Source organism: Streptomyces sp. NPDC018947 (assembly GCF_044390505.1).
Lineage (GTDB): Bacteria > Actinomycetota > Actinomycetes > Streptomycetales > Streptomycetaceae > Streptomyces.
In genome coordinates, this window is the sequence record NZ_JBIRZD010000001.1 from 586,696 (window position 1) to 612,039 (window position 25,344).

Annotated in this window: 23 protein-coding genes, 1 tRNA gene and 1 pseudogene; 12 read left to right on the plus strand and 13 right to left on the minus strand. The window is 72.4% G+C overall.

Features of this window, described 5'->3' with window-relative positions:
• Window positions 1-209: 209 nt before the first annotated feature.
• Window positions 210-938 carry a DedA family protein gene (locus ACH499_RS02680; protein WP_399013418.1) on the plus strand — a complete coding sequence of 243 codons (729 nt, stop codon included), beginning with the start codon at window positions 210-212 and terminating at the stop codon, window positions 936-938.
• A gap of 6 nt (window positions 939-944) precedes the next feature.
• Here the strand turns inward: ACH499_RS02680 and ACH499_RS02685 are convergent, their stop codons facing one another.
• Window positions 945-1,178 (minus strand): DUF2277 domain-containing protein, encoded by a 234-nt coding sequence (locus tag ACH499_RS02685; RefSeq protein WP_356197107.1) that lies wholly within the window; start codon window positions 1,176-1,178, stop codon window positions 945-947.
• 151 nt (window positions 1,179-1,329) lie between these two features.
• Here ACH499_RS02685 and ACH499_RS02690 point away from each other — a divergent pair, with 151 nt between their 5' ends.
• The gene (locus tag ACH499_RS02690) at window positions 1,330-1,695 is read left to right on the plus strand and encodes a hypothetical protein (protein WP_356197105.1); all 366 of its coding nucleotides are present in this window, start codon (window positions 1,330-1,332) and stop codon (window positions 1,693-1,695) included.
• Window positions 1,696-1,788: 93 nt separating this feature from the next.
• Here the strand turns inward: ACH499_RS02690 and ACH499_RS02695 are convergent.
• Window positions 1,789-1,863: transfer RNA gene (locus ACH499_RS02695), tRNA-Val, on the minus strand.
• 214 nt (window positions 1,864-2,077) lie between these two features.
• Here ACH499_RS02695 and ACH499_RS02700 point away from each other — a divergent pair.
• The 4 genes and pseudogenes from ACH499_RS02700 to ACH499_RS02715 all read left to right on the plus strand — a co-directional run.
• A complete protein-coding gene (locus ACH499_RS02700; protein WP_399013420.1) occupies window positions 2,078-2,848 on the plus strand; it encodes a DUF4097 family beta strand repeat-containing protein in 771 nt (256 codons plus the stop codon).
• Between the two features lie 71 nt (window positions 2,849-2,919).
• Window positions 2,920-4,326: a hypothetical protein gene (locus tag ACH499_RS02705; RefSeq protein WP_399013422.1), complete on the plus strand. Its 1,407-nt coding sequence runs from the start codon at window positions 2,920-2,922 to the stop codon at window positions 4,324-4,326.
• A 53-nt stretch (window positions 4,327-4,379) separates the two neighbouring features.
• Complete coding sequence (locus tag ACH499_RS02710; protein WP_399013424.1) at window positions 4,380-4,598, plus strand: zinc ribbon domain-containing protein; 219 nt, start codon at window positions 4,380-4,382, stop codon at window positions 4,596-4,598.
• A gap of 77 nt (window positions 4,599-4,675) precedes the next feature.
• A pseudogene (locus ACH499_RS02715) lies at window positions 4,676-5,326 on the plus strand (DedA family protein); the annotation flags it as partial.
• A gap of 43 nt (window positions 5,327-5,369) precedes the next feature.
• Here ACH499_RS02715 and ACH499_RS02720 read toward each other — a convergent pair.
• The 3 genes from ACH499_RS02720 to ACH499_RS02730 all read right to left on the minus strand — a co-directional run bounded on the left by ACH499_RS02720 (window position 5,370) and on the right by ACH499_RS02730 (window position 9,899).
• Window positions 5,370-6,179: an HAD family hydrolase gene (locus tag ACH499_RS02720; protein WP_356197096.1), complete on the minus strand. Its 810-nt coding sequence runs from the start codon at window positions 6,177-6,179 to the stop codon at window positions 5,370-5,372.
• Window positions 6,179-8,656 carry a phosphoribosyltransferase gene (locus tag ACH499_RS02725; RefSeq protein ID WP_399013806.1) on the minus strand — a complete coding sequence of 826 codons (2,478 nt, stop codon included), beginning with the start codon at window positions 8,654-8,656 and terminating at the stop codon, window positions 6,179-6,181. The genes ACH499_RS02720 and ACH499_RS02725 overlap by 1 nt, the downstream gene beginning before the upstream one ends.
• 76 nt (window positions 8,657-8,732) lie before the next feature.
• A complete protein-coding gene (locus tag ACH499_RS02730) occupies window positions 8,733-9,899 on the minus strand; it encodes an HpcH/HpaI aldolase/citrate lyase family protein (protein ID WP_356197093.1) in 1,167 nt (388 codons plus the stop codon).
• A gap of 205 nt (window positions 9,900-10,104) precedes the next feature.
• On the opposite strand from ACH499_RS02730, the gene ACH499_RS02735 reads away from it, so the two are divergent.
• Complete coding sequence (locus ACH499_RS02735; RefSeq protein WP_399013427.1) at window positions 10,105-11,034, plus strand: TerD family protein; 930 nt, start codon at window positions 10,105-10,107, stop codon at window positions 11,032-11,034.
• Between the two features lie 34 nt (window positions 11,035-11,068).
• Here the strand turns inward: ACH499_RS02735 and ACH499_RS02740 are convergent, their stop codons facing one another.
• From ACH499_RS02740 to ACH499_RS02765, 6 genes are all read right to left on the minus strand, one after another.
• A complete protein-coding gene (locus ACH499_RS02740) occupies window positions 11,069-11,806 on the minus strand; it encodes a Tellurium resistance (RefSeq protein ID WP_356197087.1) in 738 nt (245 codons plus the stop codon).
• A 150-nt stretch (window positions 11,807-11,956) separates the two neighbouring features.
• Window positions 11,957-13,096 carry a DUF475 domain-containing protein gene (locus ACH499_RS02745; RefSeq protein WP_356197085.1) on the minus strand — a complete coding sequence of 380 codons (1,140 nt, stop codon included), beginning with the start codon at window positions 13,094-13,096 and terminating at the stop codon, window positions 11,957-11,959.
• Between the two features lie 76 nt (window positions 13,097-13,172).
• Window positions 13,173-13,748, minus strand: a complete 576-nt coding sequence (locus ACH499_RS02750) for a TerD family protein (RefSeq protein ID WP_356197082.1) — start codon at window positions 13,746-13,748, stop codon at window positions 13,173-13,175.
• A 108-nt stretch (window positions 13,749-13,856) separates the two neighbouring features.
• Window positions 13,857-14,432 (minus strand): calcium homeostasis/redox stress adaptation protein, encoded by a 576-nt coding sequence (locus ACH499_RS02755; protein WP_356197080.1) that lies wholly within the window; start codon window positions 14,430-14,432, stop codon window positions 13,857-13,859.
• A gap of 138 nt (window positions 14,433-14,570) precedes the next feature.
• A complete protein-coding gene (locus tag ACH499_RS02760) occupies window positions 14,571-15,029 on the minus strand; it encodes a peroxiredoxin (protein ID WP_356197077.1) in 459 nt (152 codons plus the stop codon).
• 126 nt (window positions 15,030-15,155) lie between these two features.
• Window positions 15,156-15,593: a DUF3052 domain-containing protein gene (locus ACH499_RS02765; RefSeq protein WP_356197076.1), complete on the minus strand. Its 438-nt coding sequence runs from the start codon at window positions 15,591-15,593 to the stop codon at window positions 15,156-15,158.
• Window positions 15,594-15,970: 377 nt separating this feature from the next.
• Between ACH499_RS02765 and aceE the strand changes: the two genes are divergently transcribed.
• On the plus strand, window positions 15,971-18,718 hold the full coding sequence (aceE, locus tag ACH499_RS02770) for a pyruvate dehydrogenase (acetyl-transferring), homodimeric type (protein ID WP_399013431.1): 2,748 nt from the start codon (window positions 15,971-15,973) through the stop codon (window positions 18,716-18,718).
• Between the two features lie 511 nt (window positions 18,719-19,229).
• Here aceE and ACH499_RS02775 read toward each other — a convergent pair.
• A complete protein-coding gene (locus ACH499_RS02775; protein ID WP_399013433.1) occupies window positions 19,230-20,846 on the minus strand; it encodes an MFS transporter in 1,617 nt (538 codons plus the stop codon).
• A gap of 108 nt (window positions 20,847-20,954) precedes the next feature.
• On the opposite strand from ACH499_RS02775, the gene ACH499_RS02780 reads away from it, so the two are divergent.
• From ACH499_RS02780 to ACH499_RS02790, 3 genes are all read left to right on the plus strand, one after another.
• Window positions 20,955-21,650: a TetR family transcriptional regulator gene (locus tag ACH499_RS02780; RefSeq protein WP_399013435.1), complete on the plus strand. Its 696-nt coding sequence runs from the start codon at window positions 20,955-20,957 to the stop codon at window positions 21,648-21,650.
• Window positions 21,651-21,722: 72 nt separating this feature from the next.
• Window positions 21,723-22,940 (plus strand): alpha/beta hydrolase, encoded by a 1,218-nt coding sequence (locus ACH499_RS02785; RefSeq protein ID WP_356197069.1) that lies wholly within the window; start codon window positions 21,723-21,725, stop codon window positions 22,938-22,940.
• 67 nt (window positions 22,941-23,007) lie between these two features.
• Entirely contained in the window at window positions 23,008-23,856 is an 849-nt protein-coding gene (locus tag ACH499_RS02790; protein ID WP_356197067.1) for a DUF4429 domain-containing protein, read from the plus strand.
• A gap of 25 nt (window positions 23,857-23,881) precedes the next feature.
• On the opposite strand, the gene ACH499_RS02795 is transcribed toward ACH499_RS02790, so the two are convergent.
• Window positions 23,882-24,367 (minus strand): MerR family transcriptional regulator, encoded by a 486-nt coding sequence (locus tag ACH499_RS02795; protein ID WP_399013437.1) that lies wholly within the window; start codon window positions 24,365-24,367, stop codon window positions 23,882-23,884.
• Between the two features lie 145 nt (window positions 24,368-24,512).
• On the opposite strand from ACH499_RS02795, the gene ACH499_RS02800 reads away from it, so the two are divergent.
• Window positions 24,513-25,334 (plus strand): serine hydrolase domain-containing protein, encoded by an 822-nt coding sequence (locus ACH499_RS02800; protein ID WP_356197062.1) that lies wholly within the window; start codon window positions 24,513-24,515, stop codon window positions 25,332-25,334.
• Window positions 25,335-25,344: the final 10 nt, after the last annotated feature.

Consider the following 25,344-nt stretch of genomic DNA (forward strand, 5'->3'; position numbering starts at 1 on the left):
GGGGGGGGGGCCCGGCCGGCGCGCGCGGGCGGGGGGGGGGGGGGGGCCCCCCGGGGGGGGGCCCCCCCCCCCCCCCCCGGGGGCCCCCCCCCCCGGGGGGGGGGCCCCCCGCCCGTTCGTCGCGTTCGTGCCGGACGTCCGCGTGAACACCGCGTGCCGTTCACGCGAGCCCCCTGTGAACCGACTGTCACACCCTCCGCGTACGCTGTATGGCTGTCATCGACCGCTCCTGCCGTTTCCCCGCCTACCGCGGCACGGTCCGGTCCACGGGGGACTCACGGGGAGTTGTGGTGGTCGACGGTTTCGGCAATGTGGCGGCGCTGGTCAGCAGCCCATGGATCTATGCCCTGGTGGCCGTGTCCGTGCTCCTCGACATCTTCCTGCCGGTGCTGCCGAGCGGTGTCCTGGTGATCACGGCGGCCACGGCGGCGGCCGCGGGCTCGGGCGCGGCGGCGGCCGGCCGGGTCCCGCACGACGTCCCCGACATCCTGGTCCTCACGCTGTGCGCCGCCACCGCCTCGGTCCTCGGCGACCTGCTGGTCTACCGCCTGGCCTGGCGCGGCGGCCCCCGCCTCGACCGCGCGATCGCCCGCTCCCGCCGGCTGACCACCGCGCGGGAGAACCTGGGCGGGGCGCTCGCCCGCGGCGGGGGCGCGCGGGGCGCCCTGGTCGTCCTGGCCCGTTTCGCCCCCGCCGGCCGCTCGGTCGTCTCGCTGGTGGCAGGGGCCGCCCACCGCAGGGTCCGCGAGTTCCTGCCCTGGTCCGCGCTCGCGGGCCTGGCCTGGGCCGCCTACAGCGTCGCCCTCGGCTACTTCGGCGGCCAGTGGCTCGGCGCGAGCTGGCTGGCGACGGGCGTCTCCCTGCTCGCGCTGTTCGGCGCGGGGGCGGGCGCCGCCTTCCTGATGCGCCGCCAGCCGCGGGCCGGCGAGGCGTCGTAGCGCCCCTCAGCCCGCCCGGCGCGCGCCGGCTGCGCCGCGCACCTCCAGCCCGGCCAGCAGCTCGGCCGTGGCCGCGGTGACGGCGTCCACGGCCTGTTCGAACACCTCCCGGTTGTGCGCGGCCGGCGCCCGGAATCCGGAGACCTTCCGCACGTACTGCAGGGCGGCGGCCCTGATCTCGTCGTCGGTGGCCTCCTCGGCCAGCGCGGGCGGGCGAAGTGTCTTGATGCTGCGGCACATGCCTTCAGTCTCCTCCCGCGAGGCCCACCGGGGAGCGGTTCCCGTCCGATCCGGAACGGCTCCGTGCGGAACCCGCGCCCGGCACCACTCGTTCGCATGAAGCACCGAAGGGAACGCGCGCCTCAAAATCGAACAGGCGTATTATTGAAACGTGGCTACGACCTACGACTTCCCCAGTGACCTCCTCGCCGGTCAGGAGGAACTGCACCAGGTCAGGGCCGAGCTGTCGGCCCTGCTGAAGCGGCTCCCCTGGTCCGTCGAGCCGCTGGACGGATTCAGTGACGACAACGGCTGGCGCAAGGTCGAGCGCCCCGCCTCGCCCGGCTGGACGGAGGACGAGCAGGCCGAGGTGGAGAAGCTCCGGCGGCGCGAGCGCGAACTCGCCGTCTTCGTCACGACCCACCGCTACTGGTCCGAGATCACCGGCCCCGACCGCGTGGCCGCGCGCACGGAGCTGAAGCGCTCCCACGACGCGCCGCCCGAGGAGGCCGACCGGACGCCGGGACAGGGCACGTAGGAACCGCGGACACGCGAGAACGCGAGAACGCGAGAACGCGAGAGGCCCCCGGAGGATCTCCGGGGGCCTCTCGGCCGGCGCTCGGGCCGGTCCTGGTGGGCGCGGACGGTTTCGAACCGCCGACATCCTGCTTGTAAGGCAGGCGCTCTACCCCTGAGCTACGCACCCGGGACGAATGGACAGACTACATGGCCTTCGGCCCCGTCCGGCAAGCGCGTCGACCCCCGGGCCCCGCCGGGGGTTAACCCCACCCCGGATCCGGGAGCGGCCCGGATCCTCTCGCGCAGCCCGGCTCCGTACGGTCGAGACGTCCCACCGCGCCGGCCCCTCACCCGGGCCTTCCGGCGCGGTGTCCCGTCGCATGTCCCTGGGGGAGTCCGCCATGCCCGCCCGACCCGTCACCGCCCGTGCCCTCGCCACCGCGGGCGCCGTCGCCGTCCTCGTCGCCGGGCTCGCCGCCTGCTCCTCCGCCGAGGACGACAAGGACCCCGAGCACCGCTCCTTCGCCCTGTCCGGCCGCACCCTCACCGTCGATTCCGACGACTCCGCGCTGGAGATCGTCGCGGCCGACGGGCAGCAGCAGGGCGAGATCGAGGTCACCCGCTGGTTCAGCGGATCCGTGGCCATCGGCAAGGATCCCGAGGTGAGCTGGACGATGGACGGCGACCGGCTGGTGCTGCGCATGCGCTGCACGGGCGTCGTCGCCGACTGCGACGCCAAGTACCGCGTCGAGGTGCCGCGCGGCGTCGCCGTGAAGGTCACGGGCGACGACGGCAGCGTCCGGGCGCGCGGCTTCCGGGACCCGCTGAGCATCCGCACCGAGGACGGGTCCGTGCACGTCACCGACTCCACCGGGCCGCTGGAGCTGCGCAGCGACGACGGGTCCGTGCGCGCGGAGGTCTCCTCGCGCCGGGTCAGCACCCGCACCGACGACGGTTCGGCCCGCGTCGAACTGGGCGCCGTGCCCGACCTGGTCGAGGCCCGCGGCGGCGACGGCTCCGTGACGATCACGGTGCCCGAGGGCTCCTACAAGGTGTCGGCCAGGACCGGCGACGGCGGGCGGGACGTCTCCGTGCCCAGCGACGACGACAGTCCCCATGTGATCGACGCCCGCACCGATGACGGCGAACTCACGGTCCGAACGGCGAACTGACCAGCCCGTGTGTTCGTCCTCAACGGGTGGGAGAATGAACCCGGGCAGGACGGACGACACGGGAGAGGGATGTGACGGCGACACCATCGCAGCCGTACTCGCCGATGGTGCCGCGTGCGCCGCGCCCGCCGCACCGCACGCCGCGGCCCCGCCCGCCGGGCGCGCTGCGCGACACCCTCATGCTGCTCGGCCTGCCGCTGCTCGCCGCCCTGGCCCTGCCCGCCGCGTTCGCCGGCGGCGGCACCCGGCGCTGGTTCGGCGGGCGGGCCGAGAGCCAGCGGGCCGAGGCACAGGCCGCGAAGGACGCCGCCGCGGCCGCCTTCTACGAACTCGACACCGCCCAGCGGGACCTGCGGATCTCCGTCGAGACGATCGCGGCCGTCGACTCCTCCCCCGCCGCCCGGCGCGCCGTCGACGGCTTCGCCGCGCTCGGCCTGCGCATCGACGAGGCCAGCGGCCGGTACATCAGCGCCGTGGACTCCCACGACCTGGACCGCGACGACCTGGAGGCGTCCGCCGCCTCCCGCGCCCGCGCCGAACTGACCGCCGCCAAGGACGACCTGGACCGGGTCAAGGGGGAACTGGACCGCTTCGCCGAGGGTCTCGGCCCACTGCTCGGCAAGGCCGAGACCCAGCTCGCCCGTCTCGCCCCCGCCGTCGAGCGGGCCCGGCAGGCCCTGCGCGCCGCCTCCGACGCCCTGGACACCGCGCGGGGCGCCGGGCTGAAGGCCGACGACCTCGCCGCCCGGCTCGCCGTCCTCGGACCTGAGCTGACCCGGCTGAACCAGGGCGCCGGACAGCACGGCGTGCCGCAGACCCTGGAGCGGGCCGAACGGGTCACCCGCGAGGCGGAGGCGGTGCGCGCCGAGGCCGAGCGGCTGCCCGAGCGCGCCGCCGAGACCGACCACCGGCTGGTCTCCCTGCGCACCCGCGCCCAGGCCCTGACCACCCGCGCCGGGCAGGTCGAACCGGTGCTGAGCGAGCTGCGCCGGCGGTTCACGGCCGCCTGCTGGCAGGACCTCCAGCACGTGCCCGAGCAGGCCGCCGCATCGGTCCGGCAGGCCGAGGACAGGCTCGCCGAGGCGCAGACGGCCCGTGACGAGCAGCGCTGGGCCGACGCCACCGCCCTGCTGTCGACGGTGCGGGCGCTGCTCAACCACACCGACGAGGCCGTCTCGGCCGCGGGCGACCGGCTGCGGCGGCTCAACGCCGTGCAGAAGGATCCGCAGCAGGAGATCGAACGCACCCGGTTCGCGATCCGCGACGCCCAGCGGCTGGCCATGGCGGGCCGCAACACCCCCGACCCCCGGGACGCGCGCCCCCTGGACGACGCCGTGGCCCGGCTGGAGAGGGCGATCGGCACGCTGGAGGGCCGGCACCCCGACTACTGGCACTTCCTGAGCGAGACGGACGCGGTCCGGCGGACGGTCGCCGACGTGGTGGCGCGCATCCGCGAGGAACGCGGCAGCGGTCACTGACCGCCCCGTGCGAGAGCGGGTCACCGCCCGGGTGCGCCGGTTAACCTGTGCCCATGCCTCGCTACGAGTACCGCTGCCGCAGTTGCGGCGACACCTTCGAACTGAGCCGTCCCATGGCCGAGTCCTCCGCCCCCGCGCCCTGCCCCGCGGGCCACGACGACACGGTGAAGCTGCTGTCGACGGTCGCGGTCGGCGGCTCCTCCTCCGCACCCTCCCCGGCACCCCGCGCGGGCGGCGGTGGCGGCTGCTGCGGCGGAGGCTGCTGCGGCTGACCGGTGACGCCGGGGCACCCGCACCGCCCCGGCCTCCGCTCAGGAACCCTTCAGGTTCGCCCGCCTAGCGTGGCGGCATGGCAGTCAACGCGGCGGAGCCGGCGGGCGGCGCTCCCCAGTGGATCAGCGACCTCATGGACACCCTCGGCGCGCCCGGGGCCGGGCTGGCCGTGGCCCTGGAGAACCTCTTCCCGCCGATCCCGAGCGAGATCATCCTGCCGCTGGCCGGCTTCGCCGCCAGCACCGGCGGCATGAACCTGGTCGCGGCGCTCGTGTGGACCGTCGCCGGATCGGTCGTGGGCGCCCTCGCGCTGTACGGCATCGGGGCGCTCCTCGGCCGGGACCGGACCGTCGCCGTGGCGGCCCGGCTGCCGCTCGTGAAGGTCTCCGACATCGAGCGGACGGAGGAGTGGTTCCGCCGGCACGGCACCAAGGCCGTGTTCTTCGGCCGGATGCTCCCCGTCTTCCGTTCCCTGATCTCCGTCCCGGCGGGCGTGGAGCGCATGCCGCTGCCGGTGTTCACGGCGCTGACCACGGCGGGCAGCGCGATCTGGAACACCGTGTTCGTGCTCGCGGGCTACTTCCTCGGGGACAACTGGCACCAGGTCGGCACCGTCGTCTCGGCGTACTCCAAGGCCGTGCTCGCCGCCGCCGCGCTGGCCGTGGCCGCCTTCGTCGTCGTACGGCTGCTGCGGCCGGGCCGGGGCAGCCGCCGCAGGGCCGAGCGGCGGTGAGCGGCCCGGGGTTCCGGCGGGATCGGAGCGACGGGGGCTAGGTCCGCCGTGCCGCCCGCAGGAACTCCCGCAGGATCCGCTCCCCGGCCAGCACCCCGCGCTCGGGCAGCGCGCCGACCGCCGGTGCCGTCCAGCCGGAGTCGGCCAGCTCGCCGTGGCCGGGACGCCAGCCCCGGTCCGCAGCGAGCAGCAGGTCGGCGTCGAGGAGGGAGTCCCCCGCGGCCAGCGCGAGACCGGCGCCGGTGCGGCGGACGACCTCGCGCAGGGCGGCGCTCTTGGTGAGCGGCTTGGGGACGGCGTAGATCTTGCGGCCCTGGAGGGAGACGGTCCAGCCGCGGTTCTCGGCCCAGACGGCGAGTTCCTTCACCCAGTCCTCGGGCAGCAGCTCGCGCTCGACGACGAGGTAGGCGAACAGGTCCTCGGCGACCCGCTGCTTGCGGACCCACACCGGGTCGGCGGCGCTCATCAGGTGGTCGCGGATCTCGGCGAGCGAGGCGCACTCGTCGGCCAGCCGTGCGGTCACCCGCGCGTGCCAGTCCGGGTCCGAGACGCCGTCCACGAGCAGGTGGCCGCCGTTGGCGCAGATCGCGTACTTGGGCGGCGGGCCGGGCAGGTTGACGCGCTGGTACTGCTTGCGGGTGCGTGTGGTGGCCGGCACGAAGACCGCCGCGTCGCCCAGCTCGGTCAGCAGTCCGGCGGCGGTCTCCGTCATGTAGGACAGGGGCCTGCTCTCGAAGACCTCCACGCACAGCAGCCGGGGCGCCCGCAGGTCGGGCATGGTCAGCCCGAGGGCGGCGGCGGAGTAGATGAGCGTGCGGTCGAGGTCGCTGGCGACGAGCACGGGCATCAGAGCGCCACCGCCTTGCCGTCGGCGCCGGTCGCGCCCCGCGTGTAGCGGGGGTGGATCAGTCCGACGCAGGTGTAGGGCAGGTCGGCGACCTCCTCCACGGGGACGCCCCGCTGCTCGGCGAGGAGCCGCACATGGTCCAGGTCGGTGCCCGCCCCGGCCCGGGCCAGCACCTTCCAGGGCACCCGGCGCAGCATCACGCGGGTGGTCTCACCGACGCCGGGCTTGACGAGGTTGACGTCGTGGATGCCGTACTCCTCGCTGATGCGCTCGACGGCGGCCCAGCCCTCCCAGGTGGGGGTGCGGTCGGCGGCGAGCAGCTCCTTGGCCTGGGCGTCGACGGTGTCGGCGACGTCCGGGAAGCGGGCGGAGACGGCGTCGAGGAAGGCCACGGACAGGTCGGCACCGGCGAGTTCGCGGTAGAACTTGGCGCCGTGGTAGTCGTGCGGGCCGACCAGGTCGGCGCGGAGCACGGTGCGCGATATCAGCCCGGAGACGGTGGAGTTGAGGCAGGCGGACGGGATGAGGAAGTCGTCGCGGGTGCCGTAGGTGCGTACGCAGGATCCGGGGTCGGCGAGGACGGCGATCTCCGGGTCGAAGCCGGTGATGCCGTCGGACGCCTCGAAGTCCCGCAGCGCCGCGGCGAGTTCACGGGTGATGGCGCCCTTGCCGGTCCAGCCGTCGACGAAGACGACGTCGGCCGGGTCGTGGTCGGCGGCCAGCCTGCGCAGCGCGTTGGCGTCGATGCCGCGGCCCCGGACGATGGAGACGGCGTAGTGCGGCAGGTCGAGGCCGTGGCGGTACTGGGCCCAGCGGCGCATCAGGATGCCGACCGGGGTGCCCGCGCGGGCGAGGGAGACCAGGACCGGGCGGGGCGAGCGCTCGGTGAGCACGACCTCGGTGACGGCGCCCACGGCACGGGCGAGGCGGTCGGCGGACGCCTCCAGCGCCGCGTGGAACAGCGCCTGGTACTCCTCGCTGGGCTGGTACTCCACGGGCAGCGACTCGGCGTAGTGCGCGCCGCCGCGCTGGACGGCCTCCTCGCGCTCCTCGGTCGGCGCCTCCAGCCGCACCGCGGACAGGTCCTGGAGCAGCCAGCCGACCTCGTCGGGGGCGTACGAGGAGAAGTCGGGGCCGCGCAGTGGCTCGGGCAGCATGGGGGGCCTTTCGGGGGCGGTCGGGGCTCCGGGGACGTGGGACGGGACGACCGCGAGCAGGACGTGCGGGGTGTGGGCGGCGAGCCGGTCCAGCAGGCCGCCGGGCGCGTGCAGCGCGGGGGTGTCGGCGGCCGAGTCGACGACGGCGACGACGGCGTCGAAGCCGGCGCCCGCGACGTTGTAGGCGTAGCGCTCGCCGGGGCCGTCGGCCGGGTCGTCGTGCGCGGGGAAGACCAGGCGGGTGCGTATCGCGTACCCGGGGTCGTCGACCGCGAGGACGGGCGAGCGGGTGGTCGTGGAGTAGCGCACCTCGGCCCCCACGGCCCGCTCCAGCTCGCAGGCCAGGCGCAGCGGGGCGTACATCAGCTCCTCGAAGCCGAGCACCAGCACGCGCCGGGCCCCGGCGGGCAGCGCCTTCGCGATCCGCGCGGCCATGCCGGGCAGGGCGGCCTCCAGCCGCTCCCGCCGGGCGGGCGTGAACCCGTGCCGCCCCCCGTCGGGAACGCCGTGCGGCCAGCCCAGGTCCGCCCGGCGCACGACACCGGCACCGGCGCCCGTGGGGGCGGTCGCGGCGCCTTCGGCCTGTTCCGGCTCGTGGCGGGCGACCAGCGCCTGGCCGCGTTCCAGGACGTCCTCGGGCAGGCGCACCCGGCCCGAGGCGGCGGTGACCAGGTCGACGCGGGCGCCGATCTCCCGGGCGAAGGCGTCCAGGCGGGCGGCGTCGGCGGGCGAGCGCATGTCGACCAGGGCCACGACGACGTACCGCCGCCGCGGGTAGCGCTCGTGCAGGGCGCGGACGGTGTTCAGGACGGTGTTGCCGGTGGAGAACTCGTCGTCGACCAGGACCAGCGGCCCGTCGCCGGCCAGCAGCGCCGGGTCCTCGGGGAGCAGCAGGTGCGAGGTGGCGTGCGAGTGGGACTCCTCGAAGCCGCCGGCGCGGGCGACCCCGTCGACCGGTCGGCGGGTGGAGTGCAGGTACGGCGCGTGGCCCAGGCCGTCGGCGACCGAGTGGCCGAGCCCGGTGGCGGTCTCCGCGTAGCCGAGGACGACGGCACGGTCCGCCTGCCCGTCGCCCAGCAGGTCGCGCACGCGCCGGCCGAGGGCCACGCCGTGGCCGTACACGACGGACGGCGACTGCGGGACGTGCTTGCCGAGCACGTTGGAGACGAGCAGGTGGGCCCGCTTGGGGTTGCGGCGCAGGGCGAGTCCGAGCATCCCAGTGAGCGCGTCGTCGCCGGTCAGCTCGACACCGAGCCGCTCGGCGACCCAGCTCCCGGTCCAGACCCCGTCGTGTCCTTCGGCCCGCGGCCCCTCGCTCATCTGCTCGTGCCTCCCGTTGCGCACTCGGTCGTTCATGGATTCCTCGTGTCGGTCTCCGGCGTCGCCGCCGCCGCGGTCAGTCGGCGAGGCCGGCCGCGAGGAGTTCGACGAAGCCGATGTCCTCGTTGGCCACGCCGAACGCCTCGGCGCGCAGCAGGGTCCGCTCGGCCCAGGCGCGGTGCGGCTTCACCTCGTTCATCTTGTTCGTGTACGCCGACCGCAGGACGCCTCCTCCGTCGCGCTCGGGGCGCAGGATGTCCTGGGCGTCGCTGAACTCCTCGTGGCTGACCACGGACAGGGCGTGCACCGGCAGCACGTGCGAGGGGTGGATGCAGGTCTTGCCGAGCAGGCCGTTGGCCCGGTCGAGGGCGATCTCCCGCAGCAGGCCGTCCATGGAGTGCTCGATGAGCTTCTGGCGCAGTTCCACGGCCTGCACCTCCAGGAACGGGCTCTGCCGCAGTTGCGGCTTGAACATCCTCTCCTGGACGCGGAAGTACTCCCACACCGGCCCGGTCACCGTGAACCCGGTGCCGTCGGCCCGCCCGAGCATGTTCACCACGTCGGCGATGACGGAGGCGACGACCTGGACGTCGTAGGCCGTCATGTCGGGGGCCCGGCGCAGGCCGTAGGAGGAGCAGAAGTCGGTCACGCCGAGGCGCAGGGCGAGCACGCGGTCGCGGTACTTGTCGACCGCGCGGAAGATGCCCTCCAGCGTCTGCACGCGCGACTCGCGGTAGAGCAGCTCGGGCGACTCCAGGACCGGCATGGCGAACAGGCGCCGGCCGGCGGCCGCCTCGGCGACGGTGAGCGCCTCCAGGAAGGGAACGCCGCGTTCCTGGGTGAACTTCGGCAGCACGAATCCGGACAGCACCCGCACGGCCGCGCCGAGGCGCCGGACGAGGTCGGGGATCTGCTCGGGGGTGCGGACGCGGACGAAGAGCAGCGGCAGATCCGCGGCGGAACGTTCCGCCAGGTCCGAGAGCTGCCGTACGAGGTTCTCCTCGCCGGCCTCCACGTCGGCGTCGTCGATCGAGTCCTCCAGGCACAGCACCATCGACACCACGCCGCGCGCGCCCTGCTTGAGGACGTCCTCGGCGAGCCGGGGCCGGGTGGCGGGGCTGTAGAGCGTGGCGCCCAGGGCGGCGGACAGCAGCCGGGCCGGGGAGTCCGCGGTGAATTCGCGGGGCTCCCGGTGAAAGAGGCGCTCGCGGACCTCAGGGGCGATGTGCCCGAAGTGACGCATGAAGTCTCCCCCGCGGTGTCTGGTGGCCGGTGAACTGTCCAAGGTGGCCGGTAATAGTACGTACGCATCCATGTCGCTGGTTCCCACCGGGCGTGAATTCCACGTGACCCCGCCGTGTCGGCGGCGGGCGGCCGGCGCGCGCGGACACGGCCCGGGTACCCGACCCGCGTTGTCGTGACCAGGACCGAGAAGGCAGGATGACGTCATGACGCACGCGATGCTGAAGGGGTCGAACGTCCCGCTGCGAGCCACCACGGTACGCGCCGTGCTGCGCTGGACACCCGGGCAGGGGGTCCCCGACGTCGACGCCTCCGCGCTGCTGCTGGGCCCCGACGACCGTGTGCGTTCCGACGAGGACTTCGTCTTCTACAACCAGCCCCGGCATCCCTCGGGCCAGGTGTGGCGGCTCGGCAAGAAGCGGCTGCCCGACGGCCTGACCGACACGATCCAGACAGACCTCTCCGGTGTCGAGGCCTCGGTGGGCCGGGTCCTGCTGGTCGCCTCCGCGGACGGGGTGGCCTTCGACCGCGTACGGGACCTGCGCATCCTGCTGTACGACGCGGCGGACGCGGACGCGGATCCGCTGGCCTGGTTCGACGTGACGCCGGAGACGGGCCAGGAGACGGCGCTGATCTGCGGCGAGCTGTACCGGCGCGGGGAGGGCTGGAAGTTCCGGGCGCTCGGCGAGGGCTACTCCAACGGCCTGAAGGGCCTGGCGACCGACTTCGGCATCTCGGTCGACGAGTCCGAGGTGGCGGCCGGGGAACCGGAGGCCGCGCCGGAGCCGGCCGCGCACACCCCCGCCCGTCCGCTGGTCGACCCCGAGCAGCCGACGACCGTGCAGCCGCTGCCCGTACCGGCCTCGCCCGAGGTCTCCCACCCGCTGCCGCCCGAGCAGCCCCCGGCGGTGCCGGCGCAGCCCGGGTACGGCTACCCGCAGCAGCCGGCGGCCGCGCAGCCCGCCTACGGCTACCCGCAGCCGGCCGCCGCGACGTACGGCTACCCGCAGGCACCGCCCCCCACCGCGGGGATCGCCGCCGCCCAGGCCGGCTACGGCTATCCGCCGGCGCCCGCGGCGGCGCCGGACCCGGACTTCCGGATGCCGCCGCAGGGGCCGCAGTTCCTCGGACGGTGACGGCGGGGCGGACGGGTGAGCGCCCGCGCGGGGCTCACCGGCCGGCCTTGGACTTGTAGCCCCGGCCCCACTGCAGTCCCCACCCGTAGAGCCGGTCCAGCTCGCCCTGGAAGCCGTAGACGAACTTCACCTCGCGGCGGACCAGGATCTCGCCCTTGACGTTCTCGATCATCACCACGGCGCAGGACCGGGCCTGCGGATGGCGCTCGTCGAGGCCGATCTCGACGCGGGGGCCGTTGCTCGGGTAGAGCGTGACGATGGCGTGCGTACGGTCGAAGGCGGGCGTCTGGTCGTAGATGTACGCGAAGACCAGCAGGCGTTTGATCTCGTCGCGGTGGTCGAGGTTGACGTACATCGTCTCGCCGGACGCCGAGCCGAACCGGTCGTCGCCGCTGAGCTTGACGTACGGCGGCGCGTTGACGTCGCCGAGATAGCCGCCGAGGGGCTGGACGACGCCGCGGGTGCCGTCCTGGAGTTCGTAGAGGCAGCCGAGGTCGAGGTCGACGTTGACCATGCTCTGGCTGTGGCCGACCACCTCGGGGGGCTTGAGCGCCTTGAAGGGGTGGCGCAGCAGGCTCTCGCGCTGCGCGCCCATGATGTCGGAGGTGCGCATCCGCCAGCTCAGGTTGATGCGCAGGTGCCCGGTGGCCGCGCCCTGCTTGGTCAGGGAGACCTGGCCGTGCCGTTTGGTCAGTTCTATGGAGTTGGTGGCCGCGCTGCCCGAGTCGAACTCGCTCTCGCGTCCACGCCACAGCCCGTCCAGGAAACCCATCGCCGCCCCCACTGTCGCCTCACCGCCGACGGGGCGGCCCCGAGGAGTCGTCCTCGCCGGCCGCCCCGCACAGAGCGTTCCTCACCCGGGGCCGGTTCACACCGGTGGCGCGGATGCACCGGGGGCGCACCGGCCCGGGCCGTCAGGGTGTCACACCCCGGAGGTGACCTCCGTCTTCTCCCCCTCGCCCGATCCGCCGGCCGCCGCGAGCGCCTTGTTGCGCCGCACGGAGGACCAGAAGGACCAGGCGATCAGGATCACGCCGACCAGGCCGGTGATGATCTCGTTGACCTCGTAGCGGATGGTGACGAGGAGGATCACGGCGAGGGCGCCGATGGCGTAGTGCGCGCCGTGCTCCAGGTAGACGTAGTCGTCCAGGGTGCCCTGGCGGACCAGGTAGACGGTCAGGGACCGGACGTACATGGCGCCGATGCCGAGGCCGAGGGCCATCAGGACGATGTCGTTGGTGATGGCGAAGGCGCTGATGACGCCGTCGAACGAGAAGGACGCGTCCAGGACCTCCAGGTAGAGGAACATGAAGAACGCGGCCTTGCCGGCCAGCGCGATCGCCGACTTGGGCTTGCCGGAGCGCGCGGCCTCCTCCTCGGCCTCGTGCTCGCGCTCCTCCTCCTCTTCGAGCTTGTCCTCGAAGTAGCCGGAGAGACCACCGACGATCATGTAGGTGATCAGGCCGGCGATGCCGGAGAGGAGGACCGTTTCCGCCTTGTCGGCGTGGCCGGCGTGCAGGTGGGCCTGCGTGGCGAAGGTCATCGAGGTGACGAGCAGCACGATCAGGGCGATGCAGACCGACAGCATGTCGACCTTGCCGAGCTTGGCCAGCGGCCGCTCCAGCCAGGCCAGCCACTTGATGTCCCGGTCCTCGAAGATGAAGTCGAGGAAGATCATCAGCAGGAACATGCCACCGAAGGCGGCGATCGCCGGATGGGCGTCGGTGACCAGTTCCTGGTAGCGGTCCTTGTCGGTGAGCGCGAGGTCGACGGCCTCGATCGGTCCGAGCTGGGCGCTGACGGCGACGATGACGACCGGGAAGACCAGGCGCATGCCGAAGACGGCGACGAGAATGCCGATGGTGAGGAAGATCTTCTGCCAGAAGGCATTCATCTTCTTCAGGATTCCGGCGTTGACGACCGCGTTGTCGAAGGAGAGCGAGATCTCCATGATGGAGAGGATCGCCACGATCCCGAAAGCGGTCCACCCCCCGTAGAAGACCGCCGCGACCAGGCCGAGCGCGGTGACCGCGAACGACCAGCCGAAGGTTTTCAGAAGCACTGGCTACCCAATCGTGTGTTGGGGGTCCCTCCCAGACGGAATCTCGGGGAGGGGCTCCCCCGCGCCCTACTCGGCTTTACGAAACGTTGACTCCGAAGTCTAGAGCGATGCCGCGAAGCCCCGACGCGTACCCCTGGCCCACTGCACGGAACTTCCACTCGCCCTGGTAGCGGTAGAGCTCGCCGAAGATCATCGCGGTCTCGGTGGAGGCGTCCTCGCTGAGGTCATAGCGCGCGAGTTCCTGGCCGTCGGCCTGGTTGACGACGCGGATGAAGGCGTTGCTGACCTGGCCGAAGGTCTGGCCGCGCTCGTCGGCCATGTGGATCGAGACCGGAAAGACGATCTTGTCGCAGTGCGCGGGCACCTTGGAGAGGTCCACCAGCAGCGACTCGTCGTCGCCGTCACCCTCGCCGGTCAGGTTGTCGCCGGTGTGCTCGATCGAGCCGTCCGGGCTCTTGAGCTGGTTGTAGAAGACGAACCACTCGTCACCGAGCACGCGCCCGCCGCTGCAGACCAGGGCGCTCGCGTCCAGGTCGAAGGGTGCTCCGGTGGTGGAACGCGCGTCCCAGCCGAGACCGACCAGCACCTGCGTGAGGTTCGGTGCGGCCTTGGACAGGGAGACGTTGCCCCCCTTGGCAAGAGTGACGCCCATGTGAAGTCCCTCCCCGGGTGATGGTTCTTGGGTTTACTGCGCGTCCGGCGCCGCACGTAAACCGTGCGGCGCCGGACGGTCGGGGCGTCGCCCCGGATGCCACCTGACTCAGACGTTCACGCCGAAGTCCTGGGCGATGCCGCGCAGGCCGGAGGCGTAGCCCTGGCCGATGGCCCGGAACTTCCACTCCGCCCCGTGCCGGTACAGCTCACCGAAGACCATGGCGGTCTCCGTGGAGGCGTCCTCGCTCAGGTCGTACCGGGCGATCTCGGCGCCGCCGGCCTGGTTGACGACGCGGATGAACGCGTTGCGCACCTGGCCGAAGGACTGCTGGCGGTTCTCCGCGTCGTAGATCGAGACCGGGAAGACGATCTTCTCGACGTCGGCGGGGACGCCGGCGAGGTTGATCTTGATCTGCTCGTCGTCGCCCTCGCCCTCACCGGTGAGGTTGTCGCCGGTGTGCTCGACGGAGCCGTCGGGGCTCTTCAGGTTGTTGAAGAAGACGAAGTGCGCGTCACTCGCGACCTTGCCGGAGTTGTTCAGCAGCAGCGCGCTGGCGTCGAGGTCGAAGTCGGTGCCCGTCGTGGTACGGACGTCCCAGCCCAGACCGACGATGACCGCGGTCAGTCCCGGGGCCTCCTTGGTCAGCGATACGTTGCCGCCCTTGCTGAGGCTGACTCCCACGAGTCCTCCCTTGATGTCCAGGGGCGGGAAGCCCCGTAGTGCGTTGGATGTCGTGCTGGCTGTCGGATCAACGAGTCGATCCTAGTGACGGGTTCCCGCCCGCCGCAGCCCCGGAGCCGACGAATCGCACGGTGTCGGCTAGAGGGTGTCGAGCGCCTTCACGTACTCGGTCAGGTCCCGGGCGTCGGGCAGGCCGTTGACGACGGTCCAGCGGACGACGCCCTCCCGGTCGATGATGAAGGTGCCGCGGACGGCACAGCCCTTGTCCTCGTCGAAGACGCCGTAGGCGCGCGAGACGTTGCCGTGCGGCCAGAAGTCGGACAGGAGCGGGTACTCCAGGCCCTCCTGCTCGGCGAAGACGCGCAGGGTGTGGATGGAGTCGTTGGAGACGGCGAGCACCTGGGTGTCGCGGTCCGAGAACTGCGGCAGGTTGTCGCGCACCTCGCACAGCTCGCCGGTGCACACGCCGGTGAAGGCGAACGGGTAGAAGAGCAGCACGACGTTCTTGCGGCCGTGGAAGTCGGACAGCCTCACGGTGGCGCCGTGGTTGTCCTTGAGCTCGAAGTCGGGGGCCTTGTCGCCGACCTGGATCGCCATGGTCCTGTTCGTCCCTTCGAAGGGTGGTTCGCTGGAAACACCCTACGCAGGGAGTGCCGCGGACCCGCGGACGGGCCGATCACTGTCGGCCCGTCCGCGGGTCCGGACGGTGCGGAGCCGTAAGGGCTACCGCTTCGACTTGGCCGCCTTCGGCGTCGCCAGCCGGCTGCCGCTCCAGTCCTTGCCGACGCTGACGCTCTTGGACGCCGTCAGGCCGGCCGTGGTGGCGGCTTCCGAGATGTCACTGGCCTCGACGTACCCCGGACGGCCGGTCTTCGGCGTGAGGAGCAGGATCGCCCCGCCCTCCTCGATGTACGTGGTGGCATCCACCAGCGCATCCGTCAGGTCGCCGTCGTCGTCACGGAACCACAGCACGACGGCGTCGGCCACGTCCTCGTAGTCCTCGTCCACCAGTTCGCCCTCGACGGCGCCTTCGATGGCCTCGCGGAGCTCCTGGTCGACGTCGTCGTCGTAGCCGATCTCCTGGACCACCTGCCCGGGCTGGAACCCCAGCCTGACGGCAGGGTTCGTCCGCTCCTCCGCGTGGTCCGCGGTCGCGCTCACGGGTTGCCTCCTGATCATGTCTTGAGTGATGTCTTCAGCCACGCGCGTGCGCGAAGCTTGGCCGTAGTCCACACGGGCGGGACGGATCGCGCAAGTACCCGGCGACTGGGACCGCCGAAACGGTGACGATCCCGGCCGTGTCGCCGCAACTCCAGCCATGCCGTCCAAGCCAAAGGTGACGTACACCACACCCTTGTGCCCCGTTTGCGTATTTGGGAACCATGTGTGGGTACGAGACTCGAATGAACGTGCCCCCGGCCCTCGTGGGAGAACCGGTTACCCCACGGTACAGATGACGTTTGCCCCCGCGAGGTGGACGATGGGGAACCGGCGCAGACACCCCGGCATCAGTGGCCCTCCGACAGCGAAGGATCAGCGTGGCTTCCGCATCCGATCGCAATCCGATCATCATCGGCGGTCTGCCGAGTCAGGTTCCTGACTTCGACCCCGAGGAAACCCAGGAGTGGCTCGACTCCCTCGACGCCGCCGTGGACGAGCGCGGCCGCGAGCGGGCCCGCTATCTGATGCTGCGGCTCATCGAGCGGGCCCGCGAGAAGCGCGTGGCCGTGCCCGAGATGCGCAGCACGGACTACGTCAACACCATCGCCACCAAGGACGAGCCGTTCTTCCCCGGCAACGAGGAGATCGAGCGCAAGATCCTCAACGCCACCCGCTGGAACGCCGCCGTGATGGTCTCGCGCGCCCAGCGGCCCGGCATCGGCGTGGGCGGCCACATCGCCACCTTCGCCTCCTCCGCCTCCCTGTACGACGTGGGCTTCAACCACTTCTTCCGCGGCAAGGACGAGGGCGACGGCGGCGACCAGGTCTTCTTCCAGGGCCACGCCTCGCCGGGCATCTACGCCCGCGCCTACCTGCTGGACCGGCTGACCGAGCAGCACCTGGACGGCTTCCGCCAGGAGAAGTCCAAGGCGCCGTACATGCTGTCGTCGTACCCGCACCCGCGGTCGATGCCGGACTTCTGGGAGTTCCCGACCGTCTCGATGGGCCTCGGCCCGATCGGCGCCATCTACCAGGCGCGGATGAACCGCTACATGCACGCGCGCGGCATCGCCGACACCTCGCGGTCGCACGTGTGGGCCTTCCTCGGCGACGGCGAGATGGACGAGCCGGAGTCGCTGGGCCAGCTCTCCATCGCCGCCCGCGAGGGCCTGGACAACCTCACCTTCGTGGTGAACTGCAACCTCCAGCGCCTGGACGGCCCGGTGCGCGGCAACGGCAAGATCATTCAGGAGCTGGAGTCGATCTTCCGGGGGGCCGGCTGGAACGTGATCAAGCTGGTGTGGGACCGCACCTGGGACCCGCTGCTCGCCCAGGACCGCGACGGCGTGCTGGTCAACCGGATGAACACCACCCCGGACGGCCAGTTCCAGACCTACGCCACCGAGTCCGGCGCCTACATCCGCGAGCACTTCTTCGGCGACGACCACCGGCTGCGCGCGATGGTCGAGCACATGACCGACGACCAGATCCTGCACCTGGGCCGCGGCGGTCACGACCACCGGAAGATCTACGCGGCCTTCTCCGCGGCCAAGGCGCACAAGGGCCAGCCGACGGTGATCCTGGCCAAGACGATCAAGGGCTGGACGCTGGGCCCCAACTTCGAGGGCCGCAACGCCACGCACCAGATGAAGAAGCTCACGGTCGACGACCTCAAGCGCTTCCGCGACCGGCTGCACCTGCCGATCTCCGACAAGGAGCTGGAGTCCGGCCCGCCGCCGTACTACCACCCGGGCCGGGACACGGAGGAGATCCAGTACATGCACGACCGCCGCAAGGGCTGCGGCGGCTACGTGCCGACCCGCGTCGTGCGGTCGAAGCCACTGGCCCTGCCGGGCGAGGAGACGTACCGCACCGTCAAGAGGGGGTCGGGCCAGCAGTCCATCGCGACGACGATGGCCTTCGTCCGGCTGCTGAAGGACCTGATGCGGGACAAGGAGCTGGGCAGGCGGTTCGTGCTGATCGCGCCGGACGAGTACCGCACGTTCGGCATGGACTCGTTCTTCCCGAGCGCGAAGATCTACAACCCGCTCGGCCAGCAGTACGAGTCCGTGGACCGGGACCTGCTGCTCGCCTACAAGGAGGCGCCGAACGGGCAGATGCTGCACGACGGCATCTCCGAGGCCGGCTGCACGGCCTCGCTGATCGCGGCGGGCTCGGCGTACGCCACGCACGGCGAACCGCTGATCCCGGTCTACGTCTTCTACTCGATGTTCGGTTTCCAGCGCACCGGTGACCAGTTCTGGCAGATGGGCGACCAGTTGGCGCGCGGCTTCGTGCTGGGCGCGACCGCGGGCCGCACGACGCTGACCGGTGAGGGCCTCCAGCACGCGGACGGCCACTCGCAGCTCCTGGCCTCCACCAACCCGGCGTGCGTGGCGTACGACCCGGCCTTCGGGTACGAGATCGCGCACATCGTCGAGGACGGCCTGCGCCGGATGTACGGCGCGGACGAGCAGCACCCGCACGGCGAGGACGTCTTCTACTACCTCACCGTCTACAACGAGCCCATCCGGCACCCGGCCGAGCCGGAGAACGTGGACGTCGAGGGCATCCTCAAGGGCGTGTACCGCTTCAGCGAGGGCACGGGCGGCTCCCTGCCGGCGCAGATCCTGGCCTCCGGGGTCGCGGTGCCGTGGGCCGTCGAGGCGCAGCGGATCCTCGCCGAGGAGTGGAACGTGCGCGCCGACGTGTGGTCGGCGACGTCCTGGAACGAGCTGCGGCGCGAGGCGGTGGCGTGCGAGGAGCACAATCTGCTGCACCCCGAGGAGGAGCAGCGGGTGCCGTACGTGACGCGCAAACTCGCGGGCGCCGAGGGGCCGTTCGTGGCGGTGTCCGACTGGATGCGCTCGGTGCCGGACCAGATCGCGCGGTGGGTGCCGGGCACGTACCAGTCGCTGGGCGCGGACGGCTGGGGCTTCGCGGACACGCGGGGCGCGGCGCGGCGCTTCTTCCACATCGACGCCGAGTCGATCGTGGTCGCCGTGCTGACCGAGCTGGCGCGCGAGGGCAAGGTCGACCGGTCGGTGCTGAAGCAGGCGGTGGACCGGTACCGGCTGCTCGACGTGACGGCGGCCGACCCCGGGGTCGCGGGCGGGGAGGCGTGACGCCTTCCTGACGACGACACGGGAGCCCCCGGCCGAGCGGCCGGGGGCTCCCGTGTCGTGAGGACCGCGCGCTCGGGACGTGCCGTCGTCCACGGCCGCGGGGCCGGCGAGCCGGACGGCCGCCGAGCGCGTGCGGGCGGCCCCCAGGACGATGCCCGGCGCGAGGCGTCCCGCGACCGGGCACACGATTCCCGCGACGGCGAGCGCCGCGCGGTCCGGCCCGGCCCGTAACCCCGTCCGGCCACGTGAGCGGGGGCACCCGCGCGATCCGTGTCCACGGCTCGCCGTCATCAACTTCCCCGATCCCCCGTGGAGTTCGGGTACCCGGATGAGGCGTGTCATGCCTGCGGCCGAGCGGCTGCCCACGCGCTGCCCCCCTCCGGCAGCGCGCCGCAGCCTCTCACCCCGTGCCCTCCGCAGGGCCTGACCCACTGTCACCTGCGGGATCGGCCTCGGGGGAGGGTTCGCCTCTCCCGTCACCCTGATGAGCGAACCGGGACGGTCACCCCCGTCAGATGTGGCCGACGCCCGCGCCGGCCTCCGCGTTGTCGCCGCGCTTGGTGAGGAACGCGACCAGCACCGCCACGACGGCGACCCCGGCGGCGACCAGCGACGCCAGGCTCATGCCGGAGATGAAGGTGTCGTGCGTGACGTCCACGATCTTCCCTGCGACCTGTGCCGGGGTGCCCTCGGGCACCGGGGCGGCGCCCACCTGGACGGCCTCGGCGGCCTGGTCGAGCTGTTCCGGCGCGAGCGGCGGCAGCCCCGCGTCGGCCCAGTTGCCCGGCAGGTCGTTGTCGACCTTGGAGGCCATCACGGCGCCCAGCACGGCCGTGCCGAGGCTGCCGCCGATCTGCATCGCGGCCTGCTGGAGGCCGCCGGCCACACCGGACAGCTCCATCGGCGCGTTGCCGACGATGACCTCGGTCGCGCCGACCATGACCGGTGCGAGACCGAGGCCCAGCAGGGCGAACCAGAGCGACATGACACCGCTGCCGGTGTCCGTGGCCAGCGTGGAGATGCCGTACATGGCGATCGCGGTGCACGCCATGCCCCCGGCCAGCGGGACGCGCGGGCCGACCTTGGTGATCATCGCGCCGGCCAGCGGCGAGCCGACGATCATCATGCCGGTGAGCGGCAGCAGGTGCAGACCGGCGTCGACCGGGCTCATGCCGTGCACGTTCTGGAGGTAGAAGGTGACGAAGAACAGGCCGCCCATGAAGGCGATGGCCATGAGGACCATCAGCACCACACCGGCCGACAGCGGCACCGATCGGAACATCGCCAGCGGGATCAGCGGTTCCTTCACCCTGGTCTCCCAGAAGGCGAAGAGACCGAAGCCCACCAGGGACGCCAGGACGAACAGCCACGTCTTGCCGTCGCCCCAGCCCCACTCCGGGGCCTTGATGAGCGCCCAGACGAGGGAGAACATCGACCCCGACAGCAGCACGATGCCGGGGATGTCGAAGGAACGCGGGGCGTTCTCGGCCCGGTGGTCCAGCAGGATCAGCACGCCGAGCACCAGGGCGAGGACGCCCACCGGCACGTTGATGAAGAACACGGACTGCCAGTTGACGTGCTCGACCAGCACACCGCCGAGGATCGGGCCGCCCGCGGTGGAGGCGCCGATCACCATGCCCCAGATGCCGATGGCCATGTTGAGCTTCTCGGCCGGGAAGGTCGCTCGCAGCAGGCCGAGCGCGGCCGGCATCAGCAGGGCGCCGAACAGGCCCTGGAAGACGCGGAAGACGATGACCATCGCGATGCTGTCGGACAGTCCGATGGCCCCCGACGAGACGGCGAAGCCGGCCACGCCGATGAGGAAGGTCTGCCGGTGCCCGAAGCGGTCACCGAGCTTGCCCGCGGTGATCAGCGCGACGGCGAGGGCGAGGAAGTAGGCGTTGGTGATCCACTGGACGTCCGCGAGGCTGGCGCCCAGGTCGTCACGGATGGCGGGGTTGGCGATCGCCACGATGGTGCCGTCGAGGGCCACCATCATGACCCCTACCGCGACGGTGACGAGGGTGACCCACGGGTGTCCGCGCAGCCCCCGGGCCGGCGTGGCGTCCGGCGGGGCGGGCGGTCCGTCCCCCGGTCCCGTCTTGTCGATGGTGGTCTGACTAGTCATACCTTGAGGCTAATGACAGTCACTGACAGTTGACAAACCAATTCACGAGTCGGTCACCGACATGTCGGATCCGTATAGCCTGAACGTAGTCTGAACTGCGGAAACAGGATGAGGAGGCGCCTTGTGAGGACGGCGGACACGCCGACGGCAGCGGAAGGCGCCGAGTCGGCGCCCCGGCCGGGGCTGCGGGAGCGCAAGAAGCAACGCACCCGGGACACGCTGCTGCGCTCCGCCCTGGAGCTGTTCACCGAGCGGGGCTACGAGGCGACGACCGTCGACGACATCGCCGAGGCCGCCGACGTCTCCCAGCGCACCTTCTTCCGCTACTTCGCCAGCAAGGAGGAGGCGGCGTTCTTCGTGTCGCGGCTCGCCGAGTCGCACTTCGTCGACGCCGTACGCCGCCGGCCGCCCGGCGAGGCTCCGCTGGACGCGCTGCGCGGCGCCCTGGTGGAGAGCTGGGACACCATCGGCGAGGCCGTCGAGCAGGTGGTGCCGCTGGAGCTGCACATGCGCTTCTACCGGGTGATCGAGTCGACGCCCGCGCTGCTCGCCGCCCACCTGCGCCGCGCGACCGAACTGGAGGAGGAGATCGCCCGCGTCGTCGCCGTGCGCGAGGGCCTCGACCTGGACGCCGATCCGCGGCCGCGCGTCGTGGTGGCCGTCTTCGGCGCGGTGATGCGGGTCACCGAGCGGATCTGGTCGGCCCGGCGGGACGCGGGCCTCGCGGAGCTGCGGGACCTGACGGCCTCGTACCTGGACCAGGTGGAGCTTGCGCTCACCGGGAGCTGGCGGACAACCCCGTAGCACACGACCGAAACGTGATCCGTGTCACTTGGTTTACGCGAGACCGTGCCGTTCTCCTAGTGTGTCCTCCCAGTGACTTCCTTCGACACCTCCCCGCAATCGAACGTCTTGCGCGCACTCCTCGCCCTGGCCGTGGTGTTCGTGATGCTGGCGACCACCGGCTGGACCGCCCTGCGCAACCAGCGGCAGCCCTCGGCGCTCGAGGCGTCGGTCACCGCCTGGGAGCACGGCCGGATCGACGGCCGCCGACTGCCCGACGCGCGATCGGCTCCCGCCCGGCTGGCCCGCTTCTTCGCCTCGCTCACCGAGCGGCAGCGCGCGAGCCTGGCCCACCGCTACCCGCTGGCCGTGGGCAACATGAACGGCGCGCCCGTCGAACTGCGCTACCGCGCCAACCGCCTCGCGCTGCGCACGGCGAGCGCGGTCGAACGGCAGCGGACGCGCGACAAGCGGCTCTCCCCGTCCGGGCAGCGGGAGGCCGGCCGGCGCATGCACCGCTACGAGTCGCTGCTCGACCCCGGCCGACGCATCCTCGCCTTCGACCCCGCCGGTTCGGGCCGGGTCGCGGAGGTGTTCGGGGACCTGGACCGCGCCGACCGCCTGTCGGTCGTCGTCCCCGGCGTGGACACCGACCTGCTCACCTTCCAGCGCACGGACCGCAAGTACTCGGCGCCCGCCGGCATGGCCGAGTCGCTGTACGCGGCCGAACGCGCGGCGAGCCCGTCCACGCGTACGGCGGTGATCGCCTGGGCCGACTACACCGCCCCCAGCGGCCTCGGCATGGAGGCGGCCACGGCGACGCGCGCCCAGCAGGGCGCCGTCCGGCTGAACGCCCTGGTGCGGGCGCTGCCCGGCCGGGCGCCGGTCTCCCTGTTCTGCCACAGCTACGGCTCGGTCGTGTGCGGCCTCGCCGCCGGCGCGCTGCCCCGGCGGGTCAGCGACATAGCGGTGGCCGGCAGCCCCGGCATGCGGGTCGAGAAGGCCGCGCACCTGCGCACCGCGGCCCATGTGTGGTCGATGCGGGACGCCGACGACTGGATCCAGGACGTGCCGTACCTGGAGCTGGGCGGGCTCGGGCACGGCGCCGACCCGGTGTCCGCGGCCTTCGGCGCCCGGGTGCTGTCGGCGCGGGGCGCCCAGGGCCACGCCGGGTACTTCGTGCCGGGCACGGAGAGCCTGGAGAACTTCGCGGAGATCGGGGTTGGCGCGTACCGCACGGTCGCCTGCGCCGGAGAAAACGACGGGTGCCGGGCGGGTTTGTCCCCTGCCGCGGCGGCCGGACGCGCGTAGAGGGAGCAGGAATTCCGGTCTGCGCGGGGAGGGGACGGAGGAGCGCATGCCGCATACGATGAGCCGCATGGGTGACGTACTGGCCGGATTTCATGCCGCCTGGGAGTTCGAGTCCGACTCCGTGCTCATCCGTTACGAACGGGGGATTCGAACACCCAAGTTGTTCCAGGCCCTCGGGGAACGCCGTGTCCCCGTGGAGGCGCTCGCCGGGGTGACGCTCACGCCCGGCAGACGCGGCACCGTCGTGCTGCGCGCCGAGCCGCGCCCCGGCGCCGACCCGTTGATGGAGGCGGCGGCCGGTCAGCTCAAGGAGGGCTGCGACCCGTACCGGCTGGTGCTGCCCGCCGAGCGGGAGACCCTCGCCGAGTACTACGCCGACGAACTGCGCGGGATGCTGCGCGAGTCCGGCAAGACCGAGAGGTACCTGGTGGCGGCGCCCGAAACGCCCCTCCAGTTCAAGGCGTACGACGGGAAGGCGTCCTTCGACGGCACCGCGGTGTCCTTCCGGTGGTCCTGGACGGGCGCGTCGTCGGCGAAGTGGAAGGCCGGCGACCAGAGCTACCCGGTCGCCGCGCTGGGCGGCGTGGAGTGGCGCTCCCCCGAGGCGTTCGAGGGGTACCTGCGGCTGCTGCCCCGGGACGGGTCGCCGGCGGTGCCGCAGGCCGACCAGGACCCGGCGGCCGTGGTGTTCGGGCTCGGGTACGGGCCCGTGCACGAGTCGCTGCCCTTCGCCGCGGCGGTCCTGGCGGCGGTGCGCGAGCACGGTTCCGGCGCGCCGGTGCCGGTGCCGGCGCCCCGGCGCGACCCCGCGGACATCGCCGAGCGGATCCGGCACCTCGGGGAACTGCACCAGGCGGGACTGGTGACGGACGAGGAGTTCTCCTCCAAGAAGGCGGAGCTGCTGGCGGAGCTGTGACCTCGGCGGGCGGCCCCGCTCTCCGTCACCGGGCCGTCTCCTGCTCGCGGGCGCGGCCCGCGTCCGTGTAGAAGCCGATCTTGCGGTCGAGCACGGCCAGGGTGTCCCGGAGCTCCGCGATCCGCGTCAGGACGTCGCGACGGGTGGACTCCAGCAGCTCGCGCCGGTCGAGGTAGGTGCTCTCGCCCTCGCGCACCAGCTCCGCGTACCGCACCATGTCGGCGACCGGCATCCCGGTCATGCGCAGCTTGCCGACGAGGTCGAGCCAGTCGAGGTCGCGGTTGCTGTAGCGGCGCTGCCCGGTGTGCGAGCGGTCGATGGTGGACATCAGGCCGATCCGTTCGTACCAGCGCAGCGTGTGGGCCGTCAGCCCGGTCAGGGCGACGACCTCGCTGATGGTGTAGCGGTCCTGGCCGTCGGGGCGCGGGTGGCGCAGCGGCGGGGCGGCGCAGATGTCCGTGCCGGCGGCGTCCGGCGAGGTGGTCCGGGCCGTGGTCTGCATCACCGTCATGGCCCCCACGCTAGGACCTTGGAGTGCGCTCCAGGCAAGCGCCTCGGGTTTGGGCACGACGGGTTCCCACGGCTCCCCGCGCGGGGCCGGTCGTGCCGACGGCCCCGGCCCCCGGCCGTGTCCGCGCGCCGCTTAGGCTCGGTGCATGTCCTTGAAGAGCCTCGCGTTGATCGAGAACTGGCCGGTTCCCACCGCTGCGGCGGGTGTCGTACGGGCCGACGGCACCGTCCTCGGGACGCACGGACCCGTCGCGCAGCGTTTCCCCCTCGCCTCGGTCACCAAGCCGCTCGCGGCGTACGCGGCCCTCGTCGCGTACGAGGAGGGCGCGATCGAGCTGGACGAGACGGCCGGCCCGGCGGGTGCCACGGTCCGCCACCTGCTCGCCCACACCTCCGGGCTGTCCTTCGACGAGCACCGGGCGACCGCGCCCCCCGGCGAGCGCCGGCTGTACTCCAACGCCGGTTTCGAGCAGCTCGGCGACCACATCGCGAAGGCGGCGGACATGCCGTTCGCGGAGTACGCGCGCCAGGCGGTGCTGGAGCCGCTCGGCATGACGGCCACGACCCTGGACGGCTCCCCGGCGAAGGACGGGGTCTCGACGGTCGAGGACCTGCTGCGGTTCGCCGCCGAGGTGCAGTCGCCGCGCCTGCTGGACGCGCGTACGGTCGCCGAGGCGATGACCGTCCAGTACCCGGGCACCAAGGGCGTCCTGCCGGGCTACGGCCACCAGAACCCCAACGACTGGGGTCTCGGCTTCGAGATCCGCGACTCCAAGTCCCCGCACTGGACGGGGGCTTCCTCCTCGCCGCGTACCTTCGGGCACTTCGGCCAGTCGGGCACGTTCCTGTGGATCGACCCCGACGCGGGGCTCGCCTGCGTGGCGCTGACCGACCGTGCCTTCGGACCGTGGGCCGTCGAGGCGTGGCCGCCGTTCACGGACGCGGTGCTGGCGGAGGCGCGCGGCTGAGGCCGCCCGC